Annotated in this window: 15 protein-coding genes; 7 read left to right on the top strand and 8 right to left on the bottom strand. The window is 48.7% G+C overall.

All coding sequences use genetic code 11. The features are described 5' to 3' along the window. Positions 1-118: 118 nt before the first annotated feature. Entirely contained in the window at positions 119-2,011 is a 1,893-nt protein-coding gene (locus Q0698_RS04120; protein WP_298634015.1) for an alpha-amylase family protein, read from the bottom strand. Further along, a complete protein-coding gene (locus Q0698_RS04115; protein WP_298634013.1) occupies positions 2,008-4,407 on the bottom strand; it encodes a TIM-barrel domain-containing protein in 2,400 nt (799 codons plus the stop codon). The genes Q0698_RS04120 and Q0698_RS04115 overlap by 4 nt, the downstream gene beginning before the upstream one ends. Before the next feature lie 207 nt (positions 4,408-4,614). Between Q0698_RS04115 and malT the strand changes: the two genes are divergently transcribed. The 3 genes from malT to Q0698_RS04100 all read left to right on the top strand — a co-directional run bounded on the left by malT (position 4,615) and on the right by Q0698_RS04100 (position 10,525). Next, positions 4,615-7,323 carry an HTH-type transcriptional regulator MalT gene (malT, locus tag Q0698_RS04110; protein WP_298634011.1) on the top strand — a complete coding sequence of 903 codons (2,709 nt, stop codon included), beginning with the start codon at positions 4,615-4,617 and terminating at the stop codon, positions 7,321-7,323. 131 nt (positions 7,324-7,454) lie between these two features. Then, complete coding sequence (locus tag Q0698_RS04105) at positions 7,455-9,086, top strand: alpha-amylase family glycosyl hydrolase (RefSeq protein WP_298634009.1); 1,632 nt, start codon at positions 7,455-7,457, stop codon at positions 9,084-9,086. 68 nt (positions 9,087-9,154) lie between these two features. Continuing rightward, positions 9,155-10,525, top strand: coding sequence for an alpha-amylase family glycosyl hydrolase (locus Q0698_RS04100; protein WP_298634007.1), 1,371 nt, complete (start codon positions 9,155-9,157; stop codon positions 10,523-10,525). Positions 10,526-10,622: 97 nt separating this feature from the next. Here the strand turns inward: Q0698_RS04100 and asnS are convergent, their stop codons facing one another. From asnS to Q0698_RS04085, 3 genes are all read right to left on the bottom strand, one after another. Further along, complete coding sequence (gene asnS, locus Q0698_RS04095) at positions 10,623-12,014, bottom strand: asparagine--tRNA ligase (RefSeq protein WP_298634005.1); 1,392 nt, start codon at positions 12,012-12,014, stop codon at positions 10,623-10,625. A gap of 108 nt (positions 12,015-12,122) precedes the next feature. Beyond that, on the bottom strand, positions 12,123-13,118 hold the full coding sequence (locus Q0698_RS04090) for a DUF2860 family protein (protein ID WP_298634003.1): 996 nt from the start codon (positions 13,116-13,118) through the stop codon (positions 12,123-12,125). A gap of 126 nt (positions 13,119-13,244) precedes the next feature. After that, a complete protein-coding gene (locus tag Q0698_RS04085) occupies positions 13,245-14,117 on the bottom strand; it encodes a TIGR01777 family oxidoreductase (RefSeq protein ID WP_298634001.1) in 873 nt (290 codons plus the stop codon). A gap of 97 nt (positions 14,118-14,214) precedes the next feature. On the opposite strand from Q0698_RS04085, the gene Q0698_RS04080 reads away from it, so the two are divergent. Together Q0698_RS04080 and Q0698_RS04075 are read left to right on the top strand one after the other, a co-directional pair. Further along, positions 14,215-14,628 (top strand): YeeE/YedE thiosulfate transporter family protein, encoded by a 414-nt coding sequence (locus Q0698_RS04080; protein WP_298633999.1) that lies wholly within the window; start codon positions 14,215-14,217, stop codon positions 14,626-14,628. 1 nt (position 14,629) lies between these two features. Continuing rightward, the gene (locus Q0698_RS04075; protein ID WP_298633997.1) at positions 14,630-15,037 is read left to right on the top strand and encodes a DUF6691 family protein; all 408 of its coding nucleotides are present in this window, start codon (positions 14,630-14,632) and stop codon (positions 15,035-15,037) included. Positions 15,038-15,201: 164 nt separating this feature from the next. Here Q0698_RS04075 and djlA read toward each other — a convergent pair whose 3' ends face one another. Next, positions 15,202-16,008, bottom strand: a complete 807-nt coding sequence (gene djlA, locus Q0698_RS04070; RefSeq protein WP_298633995.1) for a co-chaperone DjlA — start codon at positions 16,006-16,008, stop codon at positions 15,202-15,204. 109 nt (positions 16,009-16,117) lie between these two features. On the opposite strand from djlA, the gene Q0698_RS04065 reads away from it, so the two are divergent. Together Q0698_RS04065 and Q0698_RS04060 are read left to right on the top strand one after the other, a co-directional pair. Next, a complete protein-coding gene (locus Q0698_RS04065) occupies positions 16,118-16,639 on the top strand; it encodes an MGMT family protein (RefSeq protein WP_298633993.1) in 522 nt (173 codons plus the stop codon). A gap of 17 nt (positions 16,640-16,656) precedes the next feature. Beyond that, the gene (locus Q0698_RS04060; protein ID WP_298633991.1) at positions 16,657-17,082 is read left to right on the top strand and encodes a secondary thiamine-phosphate synthase enzyme YjbQ; all 426 of its coding nucleotides are present in this window, start codon (positions 16,657-16,659) and stop codon (positions 17,080-17,082) included. A gap of 4 nt (positions 17,083-17,086) precedes the next feature. On the opposite strand, the gene Q0698_RS04055 is transcribed toward Q0698_RS04060, so the two are convergent. Beyond that, positions 17,087-17,770: an HD domain-containing protein gene (locus Q0698_RS04055; protein ID WP_298633990.1), complete on the bottom strand. Its 684-nt coding sequence runs from the start codon at positions 17,768-17,770 to the stop codon at positions 17,087-17,089. Between the two features lie 75 nt (positions 17,771-17,845). Beyond that, positions 17,846-18,184, bottom strand: coding sequence for a P-II family nitrogen regulator (locus Q0698_RS04050; protein WP_298633988.1), 339 nt, complete (start codon positions 18,182-18,184; stop codon positions 17,846-17,848). Positions 18,185-18,285 lie beyond the last annotated feature (101 nt).

Raw genomic sequence — 18,285 nt, 5'->3', positions numbered from 1 at the left:
TTTTTTACGTTCGGAATGTGTCCTGGCGTTCATCAAAAGTTCAATTAAATTCACGCTACTGCGGGGCAAAAATTCGTACCAGATTGATTCGAATAAGCTCAGTTAAGCGTGTGTAAACCTATTGCGAACTGACTATTAATCCGTTGAATGCCTCGACATTAATATGAATTTTAGCCCCGTCATTGTCGAGGGTAAATTCAATCGGCTGGTTACTAAGTCTGTCAATTAATCGGGTCTGTTCGCTCATGCTAAGTCGCGCTTTGATGTCATTAGGAATTATGAGGGTATAGGAAGCAGGACTATTGCGAAAACTTGCGACCGTTAAAAACCATTCGCCATCCCGAATCCTCAGAAAGGCCATATCTTGATCACTGTAGCCAGTGTTGGCCTCTAAATTATGGGAATGAAGTTCAATCATATCACCCATGACGGCAGAGCTATTGGCCGTGAAACCCATTAGGTTGGTATAGAACTCACGCAGCGCTTCCTCATCTTCGCTCAATTTACCGCCATCGAAAGCTCCGTTATTCATCCATCGTTGATGGGCGGGTACACCCCAATAGTCAAAGATCGTCGTGCGCGTTCGCCTACCAAAGCCGGCATCAAGCATGCCATCTTCGCCAACATCTTGCCCGAAATAAAGTAGTGTGGGAGAGCTTGAAATGGTTGCCGACACTAACATTCCAGGTCTACCTGGTAGTGCACTGCCTGCGAATTCATCGCTAGCAATCCTTTGCTCATCGTGATTCTCAAGAAAATGTAGCATCCGTGGACTGATATCAGCAACGGTTTCGTGAATAGCAAAGAGCTTCGTCACAGAGCCGCCACCCTGCATCAACGGCTTTAGGGTGTCGTAAAAACCGACCTTGTCGTAGAGCGTATCCATGAGTCCTAGATGTAGGTAGCTGCGATACAGATCAGGGTTATAAACTTCGGCTAGTAAAAAGGCATCTGCATGAGTTGCTTTGATATGGCTGTTGAGGTAACTCCAGAATTCCACCGGAACCATTTCTGCCATGTCGTAGCGGAAGCCATCAACGCCGCGCGCTAACCAAAATTGGGTAATATCGCGAAACTTCTGCCACGAATCAGGAACGTCTACGCTATCCCAAAAATTGAGATGTTCGCGAAAATTAGCGCCATGGAGTTCCGGAGGAAGGGTGGGGAAGTCATAACTCCCATCGGGCCTAACTCCATAATTAATTTTGACTGTCTCATACCAGTCATTAGCGTGGGGTTGCGCCAGTCGAGAGCCATTACCGGTCCACTTAGCGGGGGACTCACTGAAGAGCCCATCGGAGTATGAATGAGCCTCGCCATTTAGCGGGAGTATGCCGTTGATAGGTTCTGGGACTGAGAACTCTTCACCCAGAATGTAGTAGAAGTTGTTGTCTCGCGCATATTCTACTGACGTGTCGTCGTTAGCGCCAAAGCTCTCTATTCCAGCTGGGGCGGAAATTGATTCATAGCGGCGAGCGACATGATTGGGGACAATATCAATAATGACCTTCATGCCAGCATTGTGGGTACGTGCAATGAGCGCATCGAATTCTTCAAGGCGCTCGAGAGGGTCGTCAGCGAGATCAGGATTGACGTTGTAGTAGTCTTTAACGGCGTACGGTGAACCCGCTCGCCCCTTAACCACATCGGGGTCATCAAGGCTAATTCCGATGGCGCTATAATCGCGAATAACTGCATGGTGAGGCACGCCAGTATACCAAATATGGGTAGTTCCGAGTTCGCGAATACCCTGGAGTGCCTCGGGAGTGAAGTCGCTAAACTTGCCCACGCCATTTTGTTCAATCGTTCCCCAGGGGATATTAGCCGTCTCTGTGTTGCCAAAAAGACGCGTGAAAACCTGGTAGATCACCACTTTAGTTTGCTCTGAAGAAGTCTGATCATCGGTGGTTTCTTGCGCTTGATCTTGGCTGGGTTGTTCTGCACTACAGCCAATGATCATGAGGGTGGCGAGAATAGCTTGTAGCGTTCGGCGAGAGGGCTTAAGGCTCATAGTTTCAGCTTCCATTGAGTTTCGGTGCGTAATGTATGTTGTAGAGAAAATGACAGCGTTTGGGACTCACCATCGAACTCGATTGACTGGGAAGAGCCGTTAACTAACAGCTCAGTTGGCGCTTCGCTTAGGCCGTGAATGATTATTCGAAGGTCACGCTGATCGGGCATCCCCTGATATCCATCACCTTGGCTGATGATTGCTCCTCGAAGTACCGAACCATCATGTTCCACGGTTAAGTTAATGAGCTCGAAGCTATTATTGGTAATTGAATTCGGATCCTGCCCATCGTCTTCAAAAATCTGCCCGCTGCTTAGCGAAACATTGGCATCAAAATAGAAGTGGATATCCAATTCGTCCCCCTGGTAGGCAGCGGTGTTGGCGAGCTCCTCTCGGGTCATGGTCACGAAAGAGCCGCCCCGAACTAGCAGGGGTAGTCGGCTGATGGGAGCTTCGTAGCGAATAGTTTGGCCACCGGTATAAACGTCGTTGGACCAAAAATCATACCAATAGTAGCCACTAGGGAGATTGATCTCGGCATGCCGCTTCCCGTCTTCAACAATGGGGTGGACTAAGAAAGCATCACCGTAGAGGTACTGAGAAGTGTTCAATAGATCATTCTGATTGTTAGTGAGGTAGCTCATCGGCCGCATCATTGGATCTCCCAGCGTACTATTGAGGTACGATAGACTATAGAGATAGGGCAGTAAACGATATCGCAGCTTTGCGTAGGGACGGGTAAGTGACTGGGTATCGGCGTCATGAAATACGGGTTCCGAGGCTATGTTCTCTTGGGCGTGAGGACGGAGTACAGGTTGAAACACACCATACTGGAACCAGCGTACGTAAAGTTCCGGGTCAAATACCTCGCCACCGGCAAAACCGCCAATATCTGAGTGCATATAGGCCAGACCCTGAAGTCCGGCCTGCAGGGAGAGCTCAACCTGAGATTGTAGTCCACCCCATGAACGATTGACGTCGCCAGTCCAGGGAATTAAACCGAATCGCTGAGAGCCCGCGTAGCCCGCTCGCATCATAATAAAGGGTCGTTGATTGGGCTGTTCGCTACGGAGTGTTTCGTCTAATAGGTTTGCCCACTGGTGCCCGTAGGCATTGTGTAGAGAATTAGCGGGAAGTAACTGATCGCTCACCTGATGGAAGCTATCCTCGGGGTGAACCTCAGGTTCACCTAAGTCCCCCCACCATCCAGCGACACCATAGCTCGCCAGCCGACGGTAATTCTGCGCAAACCAGTTTTGACCCGCGTCGGAAAAGACGTCTACCAAGCCGGTGTTGCCAAAGTAAAAGTCGAAGGTTTTGGGATGTCCTTCGTGATTGACGGCCAACGCTTCGGCTTCAACAGCGCTGTCCCATTTAGACGAGCTAGTCAGAATAAAGGGTTCGGTGATGAGCACAGTGTTTACGCCACTATCCTGAAAGTCGCTGATCATTTTTCCGGGAGTCGGCCAGTTGTCCGCATCCCACTCCAGGTTTCCCATCGTGCCTTTCATCTCTTTGCCGAACCAATAGAGGTCGAGCACAATCGCGTCCAGTGGAAAGTCTTGTTCCTTGAAGGCGGCCACTACCTCACGTGCCTCCTGTTCTGAGTGGTAACCGAAGCGCGATGCATACAACCCCAGGGACCAGCGAGGTGGAAGCGGTTGATACCCCGTGGTCTTAACATAGTTTCTAACAAGTGATTGCAGTGAGTCTCCGGCAATGATGACAAAGGAGGCTGGGCCAAAATCGCTCGCGAACTGGAGCTGGTTATTAGCACTACTGTCTAGGTCCAACCATCCGGAGGAAGGATTATCCCAAAGAATCGCATAGTGTTTATCAGAGAGAATTAAGGGCAAGGAATAGTACATTTGTTCGCTGTGCGTTTCGAAACCGTAATGAGCGCGATTGTAGAGAGGTAATTTATGGCCGCGACGATCGACTCCCAATACCCTTGAACCGCCGCCCATGAGTATCTCATTATCAGTAATAGAAAAGACTGCGCTACTGGCGCCAGAATCGGATTGGATATTAAGTGTTTCGGTCAACACCAGCTCACCATCACGAAGGAACTTGATGGAAAGCGGGTCTGAGTGAATTACGGCTTGTAATGTATTCGAACCGAAGACTAGCTGTTGGCCCGCTTCATTAAAGCCAGCCTGAGTGGGACTGAGATTGGGTGAAATAGCTCTGGACGGAGCTCTATTCTCTAATGTTGCCATGAAATCTACACGGATGGCGTCTTCGTGAAGCAGTTCGAGATGGTAGTACCCCTCTGTAGTAGAGAGGGATAAACTGGATGTCGAAAATTCATAACTAAGGAGCTTATCTGCATGACAGATAGCCGCGGCGAAAAAGGCTATCGCGGCAATACTGAAGTTGGCGAGGCGAGTTAACATGAAATGTTCCTTAGTGGTAACGATGCTCAATAATTCACTTTAGTCGACTTCCAAAATCGCCATGGCTTGTTTATATTGCGCAGGCAGATCAAGATAGGTTGTCGTGATGAATATGATAATATGAGCTAAATCTATTTGTTGCCTCCTCCCAATGGGGGCGCATCCATAACTAAAATAATAAATAATTGTTACACCTAGGATTTACCCATGCTGTTGACCTCAAAAATAAGCTTGCCGGATGTCTCCGATCTAATGCTGGATCGCGGGCGACTCACCTCCGTATTATTGCAATCTACCAATGATCAGGTGATCTCGATTGTGGCGCCTGCAGGTTTTGGTAAGACGACGTTAATGGCATCTTTTATTGAGGAAACCGACTCGCTAGTAGCCTGGTATTCGTTGGATGAAAACGATAATGAAGGCCGTCATTTCCTCGCCTATCTAGTCGAGTCAGTTCATCGAGCAACCGGCAAAGGTATTCCTCGTAGTCGAGCGATTGTGGAAGCTAAGTCTGCAGTAGATTTGCGCGTGGTTATTGCCGAAATGCTCGAGGAGTTGCGCAGCCTAAATACACCACTAAGAATCGTTTTTGACGACTTTCATGTTATTGATAACACGGAAGTAGAGGCTGCGGTTAAATATCTACTTAAACACGCGCCAGCTGGAATTGGTTTCGGTTTTACGAGTCGCAGTTTGCCGTCCTTAGGGTTAGCAAGCTACCGAGTTTCTAATCGCCTACTTGAGATCAATGATAATGCGCTTGCGCTCACCGCCGATGAGACCGCGGATCTGCTATTCAAGCGTTTAGGTTTTCGTCTTCCTGAGTCAGCGCTACTGCAATTGCAAGAACTCAGTGAAGGGTGGGCGCCGCTAGTTCAATTATTCGCACTGTCTGTGGATAGTGAGTCAGACGTTGATGACTTTTTGGCGGATTTTGAACGTGGTCATAGCCATTTGTTGGATTACTTGGCGGAAGAGGTACTCGATAAACTTGATGATGAAACCCGACAGGTATTAGCTCGGGTTAGTCTGCTTCGGCGGATAGATGGTGATATGGCTGAGCGAGTAAGCGGCAGCCCTAGAGCGCGTGATATATTAGCGTCCGCCTATCACCGTGGTTTATTTCTTACCCCGATTGACCGCACGAGAACGTGGTTTCGTTTTCATCCCGTATTCGCTAAATTTCTCGAACGTTCGCTGAACTCAAGTGACCGAATAGCGGTTCATGAAGCGGCACTCAAAGCTTGGTTGGCTCTTGAGGATCCGCTGGAGTCACTCACCCACGCTGTGGCCCTGAAGTCAGTAGATTCGGTCATGGAAATTATGGAACGCTATGCCTCAACATTACTGTTAAAGGGGCACTATCGGACTTTAGCACGATCATTTGAATTTATTGGTGAAGCACGTGTTGTGGCCTCGCCAAGCTTGACCGTCCTCGGCGCCAAACTCGCTCAGGCTCAATATGAATACGATAAAGTTGAGCACCTGCTAACGCTGGGTGAGCGCTATATTCGCTTAAATCTGCCTGAAGAATGGCAGGCGGTTGAGGGTGCCTTCGCTACTCTGAGGGCACAAATGTCGATTGCTCGAGGTAACTTTGTAGAAGCGAGAGAATATGCCGACGAAGCACTGCAGTTACTTGATGAATCGGAAATTGATCATACGGTTGCCTCGTTAGTGATGGGTGAGTCGGCATTTTGTCTTGGGCGTTTGAACGAAGCATTTACCCGGATGAGTGAGCTCGAACGTCGATCGCGACTACAAAAGGATTTCCCGGATGCAGTCTGGGCGCTTAGTCAGCAAGCGGAGATTGCCTTTGCTCAGGGTAAACCCACCTTATCGGTCCAGTGTCAAAATAAAGCCCGAGAACTGATCGCAGAGCATCATCTACACATGCTACCGGTTGGGGAGTTCATCTTTCGTTTGGGCGCGCAGCAGGACTGGGAGTCACTTAACCTAGAACGAGCAAAGGAACGGATTAACCTCGGGTTGGCAGCCAATAAGCATCTTGGAGAAAGCCGATTACTCCAGGAGTATTCGCTGTTGGCGAATATCGCGCTTGCCGAAGCCGATAAGGATAGTTGTTTAGCTTGGCTGGATAAACTTGGTGATCTCTTGAGCCGAGAGCGCTACCACCTTGATTGGATCGTTAACGCAGACTATGCACGCCTCTCTATTTGGGAAGCTCTCGGTGATACAGCAGCAATTGAAGAATGGTTGGATTCGGCTTTGAGTGTTAACGAGGCACCCTCTAACCACTTCGAACAACGCCATGGTCGAAATGTCGTTCGGGCGATGATCGCGCTGCAGCGATTTGCTGATGCGGGGCGTTTAATCAAACGTCTAAATCGCTTCGCCAAGCAATTTAAGTTGGTAACTGAGCTTAATAAAAACCTGATTATAGAAGCTTACTTTGAATGGCAGCAGGGCAGTAGAGAGGCATCTATCCAAGCATTACATGGAGCGTTAGGGATGGCTTTAGGCACCGGTTTACGGGCTAGCTTCTTGCGCTGTGGTAAACCGCTTATTCTAATGCTCAAGGGGCTCATTAAGGATACTGAGCTCTCCGCGAGCGAAGCGGATCTTGCAGAGCAGCTCATTGGGATTACTCAGCGTCATCGCGAGTTTGATGGTCGAATTCGAATCGATCTCGATGCGAGTGTGATTGAAGAGATTTTGCAAAGTGATCAGCTGCCAGAAATTCTCAGGCAATCACCTCTGACGCCCCGAGAATGGCAAGTTTTTAACCTTATTCACTTGGACTTCTCTAATGCGAAAATAGCTGAACACTTCTCGGTGGCACCGAGTACGATCAAAACACATATTCGCAGTCTCTATCAAAAACTGGGAGTGGAAGACCGGGCAGCTGCGAAGCAGTTGGCTGAAAGACTGCTTTTGGCGGTTCAACAGGCTTAATTATCTGTTCGAAAGACCTGATTAGTTAAACCATACTCTCTGTGGCTATCCCCCCCCCTTGCGGGGGAGGTCATAGAAACTTGGGTTGTTACTATGGTGACACTCAGAAGAAAACTAATAAAGGTTCAAGTATGGCTCTGCAATCACCCGAATGGTGGCGTAATGGCATCATCTATCAGGTCTATCCTCGCAGCTTTAATGACACCAACGGAGACGGTATAGGTGATCTCAAAGGTGTCACTGCAAAACTCGATTATATCGACTCGTTGGGCGTTGATGCGGTTTGGCTATCGCCCTTTTATAAGTCTCCTATGGTTGATTTTGGCTACGATGTTGCTGACTACCGAGACGTTGACCCCATGTTTGGTTCGCTAGCAGACTTTGATGAACTGATTGCCGAAGCTCATGCGAAAGGACTGAAGGTCGTTATCGATCAAATTTACAGCCATACATCGGATCAACATGCTTGGTTTGAAGAGAGCCGTCAGAATCGTGATAACCCGAAGGCAGATTGGTATGTTTGGGCCGATACCAAACCGGATGGTAATCCACCTAACAACTGGGTGTCGGTATTCGGAGGCTCTTCCTGGAAATGGGATACACGCCGAAATCAGTATTACCTCCATAATTTCCTGACCGAACAGCCGGACCTGAACGTTCATAACCCCGAAGTTCAGGAGCAGCTGCTCGCCGATTTACGCTTTTGGTTAGATCGCGGTGTGGACGGCTTCCGTTTAGACGCGATTAATTTTTGCTGTCATAACCAAAGTTTGGAGGATAATCCGCCCAAACATGCCACGCTGGCAGAATACGGTGAGCAAATTCCGCCTAACCAGTATGACTATCAATGGCATGTTAATGACAAGACCCAACCGGAGACTGCGGCCTTCCTTCAGCGTGTTCGTGCGGTATTGGATGAGTATCCAGGTACTATGGCAGTCGGTGAGATTGGTGATGACAACATGATTGATGTCATGACTCAGTACACCACCGATAATCGTTTGCACTGTGCCTACTCATTTGAGTTGCTTGCAGAAGAGTGTGACGCCGCGTTCTTCCGTCGAATCATCAGAGAGTCTAATGATCTAATTACTAAAGGTTGGGCCTGTTGGAGCATTGGGAATCATGATGTTCCCAGAGTGATCACTCGCTGGAACTCGGAAGCACTTAGCCAGGCAGCCAAAGAGGATCGAGCGGCATTATTCTGGCTGATGCAGTTTACTCTTCGTGGGAATAGCTGTATCTATCAGGGTGAAGAGCTGGGCTTGAGCGAAGCCGAGATCGCCTTTGAGGACTTGCAGGATCCCTATGGTATTAACCTCTGGCCTGAGTTCAAAGGTCGTGATGGGTGTCGTACACCAATGCCGTGGGACTCGTCGCTCCCTCATGCGGGCTTTTCAACGGCAAAACCCTGGTTGCCGGTTGTGTCGGAACACGTCTCACGTTCAGTTGATTTAATGGAAATCGACAGTTCGAGCCTGTTGCATCGATTCCGCTCGGTCGTAGACTGGAAGAATCAGCAGCAATGGTTGAAACTGGCCGATATGGAGTTAATTGAAGATACCGGTGATTTACTTGCTTTCTACCGCGATGAAGATGGTCATCGCTATATCGTTATTCTTAATTTGGGAGCATCTCAGTTAAATTACCCGCTGTTTACGGCTGGGGCAGAGGATTTGACTCCCCCGAACTATGCACATGAGATATCTCCAAGCGCCGTAGTACTCCCCCCGAGTGGTGCAGTTGTTCTAAAATTAGCGTAACGTTCCCATTAGCGCTTTTGGGATGGTTTCGCTAAGTTGCCATCCCTTTTTTTATCAAGGATTTGTTCATGAAGTCATCGCTACTGTTCATGAGTTTGATCGCTGCCGGCATGGCGCCGGGCGTTTCGAATTCAGAGGTCGACGAGCTACCAACCAACTATAACCCCAACACCTTCGTTCATCTCTTTGAGTGGCGCTGGAATGATATCGCGACGGAATGTCGTGATCACCTTCCTGAGTTGGGGTATGACGCTATCCAAGTATCGCCTGCGATTGAACACATTGACTATCCAAGTTGGTGGGCACGATACCAACCGGTAGATTTCTCAAAGTTTGATTCATTCAGCGGGAGTGAGGACGAGCTCAGGTCCATGATTGAAACCTGTCACGAAGCGGGAATAAAGGTCTATGCGGACGCGGTAATCAACCATACCGCGGATTACGGTGAGCAAGGGCAGGGGACAGCCGGAACACAGTGGCAAATCATGCAACACCCAGGGCTAGACGAGAGTCACTACCATCAGCCTATCTGTACCATTGAGGATTATAGCATTGCGACGGAAGTTCAAAACTGCCGCCTTGGTGCATTGCCAGACCTCGACACCGCTAACCCATACGTACGTGAACTGCTGGCGGGCTACTTACGAAAGCTCACTGAACTTGGCTTTGATGGAATGCGGATAGATGCCGCGAAGCATATGTCTACTGCGGATGTAGCCGCTATTCTAGAGCTGGCAGGAGGGCCTCAGGTCTTTCTGGAGGTCATTGGTGACCCAGCCGCTGAAACGGCGTTACAACCCACTACCTACGCTTCAATTGCACCGGTCACTGACTTTGCAGCCCGGGGAGCGATTTACTCCGCAATGAATGGCGATTTGTCGAAACTTGAGCGCTATTGGCATGGCGAGACCGAGTTAGTGGCTGATATGGCAGTGACCTTCGTGGATAATCACGACACTGAGCGTCACACTCAGGAATTATCAATTGCTCAGAAGCACTTGGGTGAAGCGCTATTACTCACTATGAATTATGGCTACCCGAAAGTTCTATCAGGCTACACGTTTGGAGATCGAGATCAATTGCCTAGTCAGCAAGCAATGTCCTGTGACCAAGATTGGACCTGCTGGCATCGAGATCCTATCGTCAGTCAATTCGTTCAGCTTCGCCGTGAAGCGGGATTAGTTCAGGTGGCGGATATCGAGTATCTTGATGATCAAGTAGTCGCTTTCAGCTATGGGCCTGGCCGAGTATTAATGAATGTGTCGAGTGAGCTAAAGGAGGTTAACTGGGATCCGAATCTTAGTGAATCTGAATACTGCGATCTACTCGCTGGACACGGCAGTATAATCACTCTGGGCTGGTGGGGCGATGTTGATATCTCGCTGCCGCCGCATAGCATGGTGTTATTGCGCGAAGATGCGATTTGTGATGCGCCATAGTTGGTTAACCCGCTGAGCTAACCCCATTTTCAAGCGATGTGAGATCAGCGAAAAAAAAGGCTACCGATAAGGTAGCCTTTTTGGTTGTCGCAGCGAACTAGAAATCCGCTTGATTCGGTACACGCGGGAATGGGATTACATCGCGTATATTTTCCATGCCCGTTACATAGTTAAGAAAACGGTCGAAACCTAAGCCAAAGCCTGCGTGAGGTACCGTACCGTACTTACGGAGATCGCGATACCACTCAAGTTGGCCAGTGAGTCCGCTTTCTGCCATACGGGCATCCAATACATCAAGGCGTTCCTCGCGCTGTGCGCCGCCAATAATTTCGCCGATACCGGGTGCTAATACGTCCATCGCCGCAACGGTTTTGCCGTCGTCATTAAGACGCATGTAGAAAGCCTTGATATCCTTCGGGTAGTCGGTGATGACTACCGGACCCTTTACATACTCCTCACACAACCAACGTTCGTGTTCGGACTGAAGATCGATACCCCATTGCACGGGATATTCAAACTTTTTACCGGACTTCAGCAGGATGTCGATAGCATCGGTGTAGGGAATTCGAGCAAAGGGTGTTTCAGACACATTGGTTAAACGCTCGATCAATGTTTTGTCGATCATTTTGTTGAAGAAACCAAGGTCATCTTCACACTTGTTCAGAACCTCCTTCACGGCATAGCGCAGCATGCCTTCAGCGAGGTTGGCATCGTCATTGAGATCGGCAAAGGCAATCTCGGGCTCGACCATCCAGAATTCTGCAAGGTGACGGGTAGTGTGAGAGTTTTCGGCCCGGAAGGTAGGGCCAAAGGTGTACACTTTACTCATCGCTAGGGCATAGGCTTCGGCGTTGAGCTGACCCGAAACGGTTAGGAATGATTCTTTACCGAAGAAGTCCTCTGCAAAGTCCACTCCGCCCTTGCCAGTGCGGGGAAGGTTGGCCATGTCCAGGGTACTCACACGGAATAGCTCTCCGGCACCTTCACAGTCGCTGGCGGTGATGATGGGCGTGTTAATCCACTGAAAGCCGTCGTTGACAAAGAAGTTATGGATGGAGTTTTGTAACACGGTGCGAACACGGGTCACCGCTCCGATTGAGTTGGTGCGTGGACGAAGGTGAGCGACAGAGCGCAAGTATTCAAAACTGTGTCGTTTCTTAGCGATCGGGTAGGTTTCTGAATCGATGACTTCGCCAATGAGCTCTACCTCAGTGGCTTGAATCTCAACGCTTTGACCTTGACCCTGTGACTCAACGAGTTCCCCGCGAATCACGACAGAAGCTCCCGTCGTAGCTCGCAGTACGTCTGTTTCGTAGTTACTTAGTGTATTGGGCACCACGGCTTGGATTGGATCAAAGCAACTACCATCGTGAACGGCTACAAAAGAAATTCCTGCCTTTGAGTCACGTCTAGTACGGACCCAACCTTTCACTTCTACTGTTGAACCAACGGCTACGGACCCGCCCAAGAGCGTTTTTACACTGGTCATAATTCTATATTCCAAAAAATTTAAGGTATCAATTGACACCATTATACGAAACTCTGGGCTCCACGGGTAGGTGATTTGAGTCCCGTAGAGCTTTGATTTCGCTTGGAATTAGAAAATGAAGCGAATGCCGCCGCCGACGACGAGACTCTCCTCTTCGTAAAAGCTGATATCACTAACGCGGGAGTTATTCGATAGGATAAAAGTCAGGCTAGTATCTTCGAAGCCAAATGGTTCCGCAAACGAATAGATTGCGAAGATGTTGCTAATGTTATCTTCTCTCGGGCTAGCAAAAAGAGGATTCTCCGTATCATAATCAAGCTGCTCATAACCAAAGTTCCCAACGAGGGTATGACGTCCTGACCGGTAAACAACCCCCAATTCTCCGCCGTAGGTATCAAAGCTCATTGCATCGCCGTCAGCATCAGTTCGGAAGTTGAATAGGGAAGGGATAAGAATAAAGCCTTCTCCGAGCGGAATCGTTAAGTCTACTCCAACGTATCTAATGGTAGAATTTCTGTCGAGCGAGGCGCGCTCGTCTGGCAGCAGGTCCTCAAAGAAGCCGCTCCTCTCTTGGTCAATTTCAGAGGTTCCGTAGGCGGCTTCAAGAGAAATTGGTCCCAGGATATGTTGAGCACGAGCTCTGACGGCGGTTAAATTAGCGTCTGTCTCACGGCGTCTTTCACCGGTGAGGTAGGGATCCTCCCAGACTTTTGATGGCTGAACGCCAGGCAGCACGGCAATCTCCAGGAACTTGTGCTTTCCGGTATGGTAGCGGTACCCTATTTCAGGCGCGAAGCTTCCTCGTACCGCTTTTTGACGGCTAATACCTAAAAATGCTTCCTGATCAGTATCTTCAAACGTGTAAGTTATCCGACCGATGACAAAAGGGATGGTCTCTGAGCCGCTGGGGCTGTCGCCCTGAAGATCTTCAATAGGATCTTCGTTTACAGTACTTAGGAAGCCATTGCTATCGACAACGCCAACGCCGAAAAATGCATCGCCAGAAAAACCGTGCTCTCGATCAATATTCTGTTGTGCGAGTAAGTACGTTGGATGAAACAATAGTGTAGAAAGTACAAATACTGATATTTTGGATTTAATCATGATTTCTCTCAACTTGTTATATTGCTACGTCGGTATTTACAAAATTTCGTCTCATTGAAGCCGTCTTCCCAGTGCCATTTTGTTAACCTAAGACAAGTTTAACGCTAGTACAACATTTTTAGATTGCTAGTCCTCAATAATAGTTGCGATCGCGGCTGCTAGGTTTACCTGTTCAAAGTTCGATAATTGATTAGTTAGTTGGGCGGGTTGAAAATAGTGTCCATTCAAAATGAGTTCGTTTGCCATACTTCCTCCCATGAACCTAACTAAGAAGTGGGGTACTTTAAGGCGCACTTTTCGATTTAGTCGCGCAGCGAGCGCATTGTTAATATCAGCGTGGCTGTTCTGAGCAGGCGCGACTAGAACCAACTCAGTTGATTCCGTAGACTTTTGAGAAAGCGTGATAATTCCTCTGACAACGTCTTCGATGTGCACCCAGGGAACTCCCTGATCGCCGCTGCCTAAATGCATTGCTAGACCCATCTTCGTGGGTAATATCAGCTGCTTCAAATACCCCCCATCTCCTAGAATGACGCCAAGTCGAGCGATATGAGCCGTCCCGTTAAATTTTCTAGCGGCTTGTTCCCAGCGGCAACACAATGTTCCGGCAAAGTTCGATGCTGCTGGGCTGTCGAGGTCGGTGGGATGCTTAAGAGAGCTATGCGAGTAATAGCCAACTGCACTGGCACTCACTAACGTGGCTTGAGGAGCAAACTGGTTCAAATAGCTCACAAGATCCTCGGTAGCCTCTACTCGAGAACTGATGATGCTCTGCTTTTTACGCTCGCTCCATAGGCCGAAAATAGGCTCGCCAGCGAGATTGATTACCGCGTCTGGCGCGGACGCTAGTTCTTCTAGGTTGTTGATATAAGTGATGTTTGGGCTAGTACTCTGCTGCGATTTCTTTCGCGTGAGAACGGAAATAGCACTGCTGTCTGGCAATGCCGCGATGAGTGCTGTGCCGACGAACCCAGTGCCGCCTGTAATCAGATAGTGCATCGTGATAAAATCCTGCAGTTGTTTTGCTTAAGCTTACGTTATGATAGTGGTAGTGGACTACCTTTGACGCTTTGAACAGTATTTTTTGGGGATATTTATGATCTATTTAACTCCGCTATTGGGCGGAATCATAATCGGCGTTGCGGCCATGTTGATGTGGTATGGCTTGGGACGAATAATGGGGATGAGTTCAATCACCTCGGGAGTTCTTTGGCAGCAAGCAGCGGAGCGACAATGGCGAGTTGTTTTCATTGTCGCCGTTATTATTGGGGCGTTGATTGCGTCGAAGCTGTTGGGTGTTGATAGCTTTACGCCCATTAAAGCGGGGTGGATTTGGCCTATCGCTGCCGGACTGCTCGTCGGTTTTGGAACAGGAATCGGCAGTGGTTGCACTAGTGGCCACGGAATTTGTGGAATAGGTCGTTTTTCAGCGCGGTCAATTATTGCTACGTGTGTTTTTATGGCGTCGGGTATCGCCACCGTATTTTTTGTTCGCGCGATAGGAGCTTAATATGAGATTACTTGTTGTGGCCCTGTCGGGTTTATTATTTGGGGGCGGTCTATCGCTATCAGGCATGACGAATCCTGCGAAAGTCGTAGGTTTTCTCGATCTATTCGGACAGTGGGATCCGTCGCTGATGTTCGTTATGGGTGGCGCACTTGCGGTAACCATGCCGTTGTTCTTTATCTCGAAAAAAGTTCAGCGTAGTTGGTTTGGCGATACCTTACAGTGGCCGTCGTTAACCCACGTTGATCGTCCGCTGGTGATTGGTGCAGTGTTATTTGGCATTGGTTGGGGTATCTACGGTCTCTGCCCAGGGCCAGCCGTAGCGTCACTCTGGACGATGAATGCGGAAGTGATTAGTTTCGTGATAGCGATGGTTGCAGGCTTATCGGTTGCGCACGTTATCAAAAAGTAAGTGGTAGCGGCCGAACTGCAACACGAAGACTTGCCATTGCGTGTATTCAAAGGTCGCTATTACTGAGTATTAGCGACCTTTTTAGTTGCGCTACATAGCCGATAGTTCAGAACCGTTCAATGAGGCTTACGTTCCGGCCTGGGTTATTGAGCACTGAACAGCCTTTAGCGTTTACGGTGCTTCTTGATGAGGTCGTAGGCGGCTTGAATCTCCTGAGCTTTCTCTGTGGCAACTTTCACCATGTTCTCAGGAAGCCCCTTAGCCATCAGCTTATCAGGGTGATATTCCTTCATCAGGTTCCGATAAACCTTTTTAATCTCGGCATCTGAGGCTGAAGACTCTACACCTAATGCACGGTATGCCGTATCCACATCCTGCTGAGCGGTATAGGTTTGGCTTGATCGTTGGTAGGATCCACCCTGTTGACGTCCGCGAAAGAAATTGTGCTGAGCCTCGAGCATCATAATAAGCTGCTGAAGCTGCATCTGAGACATGCCAATGCCTTGAGCAATTCGCTGTACAACCCGATTTTCAATCTCGTCCATATGGCCGTCGGCCATGCCCAAACTGATGAGTGATACGATTAAAAATTGACGCATCTGCCGACTTTGACCCGGTCCCATCCGAAAGGCAGTTAGCGTGGAATCTAAGTTAAAGCTATCGCTGGCTCCAGACTTAAATAGTGCAATAGCCTCGCGGCGTTTTTCCGCACTGAGTCCCATTCGAGTCATCAGTGCTTCAGTGGTCTTAATCTCAGCTTCAGTGATTTGACCGTCGGCTTTGGCAAGATGCCCTAAGCACTGATAGAGTGTTTGAAAGAACACTTGCTGCATCGCACCCTGCTGTTGGCGATTCGCCATCGACGGACTATCTTTGAACATAGCATCGAAGAAGGCCCCAATAAAGAAGCCAATGACCGCACCCGCAGGACCACCTATTAAACCGATTACGGCACCAATCCATTTACCCAAAACTCTACCTCATTCGTGAATAACGCTTGCGCTGATGATAACGGATAAACTATTTTACTGTAAGAGATAGCCGCGATTATCCTAAAAATGTTGCAGAGGAAATGAATCAGTGCAATCAATCATGTTGCCAAATGGCGGTCAGATTAAGTTTGAAGAACGTCTGGCAAAGCGTGGGCAGTTCACTCACTTTAGTTTTCGATTGCCCATGGCGATGGTGCACGTTAGCCATTCGGGAGAGGTGGTGATTAGCATCGAACTCAGTGCCATCACCGCTCCTGCTTCAAGTCTGACACCGCAACAGCGGCGTATCGCTCGATCGATCGAAGAGCTTTGGCGCGGTAAACAACAATGTCTGACCTTGCAGGGTCCGTTAACTGAATTCGCCACGTCCGTATGGCAGGCACTTGGAACAATTAATCCAGGTAGGACGATCTCCTACACTCACTTAGCTGAGCTTGCAGGAAACCCTAAGGCAGCGCGTGCAGTCGCTCGAGTCATGTCGCAAAATTGCTATGCATTGGTACTGCCATGTCATCGAGTCGTGGGCAAGAGTGGTGCGCTAACGGGATACCGATGGGGTGAGGAAATAAAGGCCGCACTGATCGAGTTTGAACAGTATCAATTAGCTTAACCACCTAGAGTCAACTTATGAATACCTTCCATCGAGCGCTACAATTGAAACCGCTGCCACGAGGGTTTCATTTAATCACCCCTCAAGTTATCGAAGCTCTACCCGAGATAGCTCAGATGAAGGCGGGTATCGTACAGATTTTCGTTCAGCATACCTCCGCATCGCTTACCATTAATGAAAATGCGGATAGCTCGGTGCGAAGAGACTTTGAACGTTTCTTCAACCGACTTATTCCAGATGGCTGTTCATATTTCGAGCATCAGGACGAGGGGCCTGATGATATGCCTGCTCACATAAAAGCTAGCTTGCTCGGCCACGCTTTGAGCATTCCTGTAAGCAATGGAGAATTGGCGCTAGGCATTTGGCAGGGGATTTATCTCGGCGAACACCGAGATCATGGTGGGTCGAGAAACTTGCAACTCACCGTTATCGGCAGTTATTAACTCGCTAACCTGCTACGGGAGCACGAAGTTGTATGTCTAAATCTTCTGCTTGGATGTCGCGTTTTAGTTGCGACAAAAAATTACGCATGTAGTCAGTTCTTCGTTTAGCCTCTCGCTTTGCCGATTCAGTGTTCATGGTCTCGCCGATATGAAGTAGTTTGGTGAAAAAGTGATCAATAGTGTATTTCAAGTCTTCTGGCGGTCGTTGTTCGCATAAAGGGTCGGTGGGTTCATATAGTGTTCTACCGATTGCACCACCTACCAGCATGCAACGAGCGACTCCGACCGCGCCCAATGCATCCATTCGATCTGCGTCTTGAACAATTCTCGCCTCAAGCGTGCGCGGGCGCACATTGGCACTGTAACTGTGCGCGATAATCGCGTGTTCAATTGCTGGGAGGAGGTTGCTGTCATAGTTCATTTTTTGGAGCGCAGTACGTGCTCGATCTGCTGCGAGCTTTGAGGCGATTGGTCTGTCTGGACTATTTTTGGCAACGGCCACGCTGTCATGGAACCATGCGGCGGGGACAACGACATTTAAATCGGCGGATTCGGCAACCGATAGCTTCTTTGCTAAGCTGACCACTCTTTCAATATGGGCGAAGTCATGCGCCGGATCGGCACTTTTAATGTCGCTAATAAAGCGAATAAAAACGGGTTCAAATGCTTTCCAGTAGTCTGTGGTCATCTGCCTTCTCTTAAATACGATAATCTCTCACAGGAGTATGGCCTATGTTTCAAAGCCGCAGAAAGAACGCTACGATTAAATCGCGTCTTCGCCTGTTTCCCCCGTTCGAATACGGATTACCTCTTCAAGTGATGAGACGAAGATCTTGCCATCACCGATTTTTCCGCTACTCGCTACTTCAATAATTGTCTCAACGACGGTCTCAACCATTTGAGAAGCGATGGCGACTTCTAGTTTTATTTTTGGCAGAAAATCAATGACATACTCAGCACCGCGATACAGTTCGGTGTGACCTTTTTGACGGCCAAATCCCTTTACTTCCGTTGCTGTTAAACCTGTAATACCTCGATCCGATAGCGCCTCGCGAACGCTATCGAGTTTGTGCGGTTTGATGATGGCTGTAACAAGTTTCATTTCGTACTCTCCTAGAGCAAGCAGATTAGATATGCCTAGTCTAACAAAATTAATTTATCCAAGGTTGTAATTTTAGCCACCGAAACTACGAATAATGGTAG

This window comes from uncultured Umboniibacter sp. (genome assembly GCF_947497555.1).
Classification (GTDB): domain Bacteria; phylum Pseudomonadota; class Gammaproteobacteria; order Pseudomonadales; family DSM-25080; genus Umboniibacter.
This window is presented reverse-complemented; position numbering and strand designations above follow the sequence as displayed.